Here is a 1686-nt window from a genome sequence, read left to right as displayed (position 1 = left end):
CGAATCCCCTTGACGATCACCAGCATATGATCGTCAAGGGGATTCAGCAGGGACCAAGCATGGTGTTGAGATAGGACACCGCCCGGTCTATGGAGACACGCTCCTGCGTCATGGTGTCGCGCTCGCGGATCGTCACCGCCTGGTCCTGCAACGAATCGAAGTCGACGGTGAGACAGAACGGCGTGCCGATCTCGTCCTGCCGGCGGTAGCGGCGCCCGATCGCACCGGCATCGTCGAAGTCGACGTTCCAGTGCCTGCGCAGCACTGCGGCAAGGTCGCGGGCGACCGGTGAAAGGTCGGCATTGCGCGACAGCGGCAGCACCGCGGCCTTCACCGGCGCAAGCCGGCGATCCAGGCGGAGCACCACCCGGCGGTCCATCCCACCCTTGGTGTTGGGCGCGGTGTCCTCCGCGTAGGCGTCCAGCAGGAACACCAGGGTGGCACGGTCCACCCCGGCCGCCGGTTCGATGACATAGGGGGTGTACCGGGTACCGGTGGCCTGCTCGAAATAGGTCAGGTCCGCGCCGGACGCCTTCGCGTGCACGGACAGGTCGTAGTCCGTCCGGTTCGCGATGCCTTCCAGCTCACCCCATTCCAGGCCGGCGAAGTCGAAACGATACTCGATGTCGACGGTCCGTTTCGAATAGTGGGAGAGCTTTTCCTTCGGATGCTCGAAATGACGGAGGTTCTCCTCCCGGACGCCGAGGTCGCGGTACCACTTCATCCGTTCGTCGATCCAGTACTGATGCCAGGTCTCATCCTCGCCCGGCGGGACGAAGAACTCCATCTCCATCTGCTCGAACTCGCGGGTCCGGAAGATGAAGTTACCCGGAGTGATCTCGTTGCGGAACGACTTGCCGATCTGGCCGATCCCGAACGGTGGCTTGCGCCGGGCGGACGCCTGGACGTTCGCGTAGTTGATGAAAATGCCCTGGGCCGTTTCCGGACGCAGGTAGGCAAGGCCGGACTCGTCCTCGACCGGGCCCAGGTAGGTCTTGAGCAGGCCGTTGAACATCCGCGGCTCGGTGAACGTGCCACGCGACCCGCAGTTCGGGCAGACGATCTCGGTGAGCGCTGTCGGCGGCCGGCCGCGCTTGGCCTCGAACGCCTCCTCCAGATGGTCGGCACGGAACCGCTTGTGACAGGACAGGCATTCGGTCAGCGGGTCGACGAAGACCTGCACGTGGCCGCTGGTCTCCCAGACCTCGCGGGCGAGGATCACGCACGAGTCGAGGCCGACGACGTCGTCCCGGCCCTGGACCATGGCCTTCCACCAGGCGCGCTTGACGTTGTTCTTCAGCTCGACCCCGAGCGGACCATAGTCCCACGATGCCCGCAGGCCGCCGTAGATCTCACTCGAGGGGAAGACCAACCCCCGGCGCTTGCACAGGCTGACGATGGTGTCCATGCGGTCGGATGCACTGGCCACGCGGGCACTCCCTTCCTTTCTGCCCTGCGTCATCGGCGACATGAGGCCATCGACGACATGTCATCGGCGACATGGGGCGGTCGAGTCCTCGACCCGCCCTCCGGCGAAACCTGGCAGATCGGCCAGCCGCGGGGGCGGCCGGTCCCACTGGCGATCAGGAGGACAGGTGCCGTTCAGGGAGTCGAGCACCCAGCGTACGGGCCAGGCGACGATCATGATCGAGCAGGTACGACCTCGTCACCTTCAACGTCACCTTC

1 protein-coding gene is annotated in these 1686 nt (G+C 65.4%); it reads right to left on the bottom strand.

From position 1 onward, the window contains the following. Positions 1-43: 43 nt before the first annotated feature. Positions 44-1462 (bottom strand): glycine--tRNA ligase, encoded by a 1419-nt coding sequence (locus tag DD1DGNOD_RS08780; protein ID WP_430827777.1) that lies wholly within the window; start codon positions 1460-1462, stop codon positions 44-46. Positions 1463-1686: the final 224 nt, after the last annotated feature.

This window comes from Candidatus Protofrankia californiensis (genome assembly GCF_900634765.1).
Lineage (GTDB): Bacteria > Actinomycetota > Actinomycetes > Frankiales > Frankiaceae > Protofrankia > Protofrankia californiensis.
This window is presented reverse-complemented; position numbering and strand designations above follow the sequence as displayed.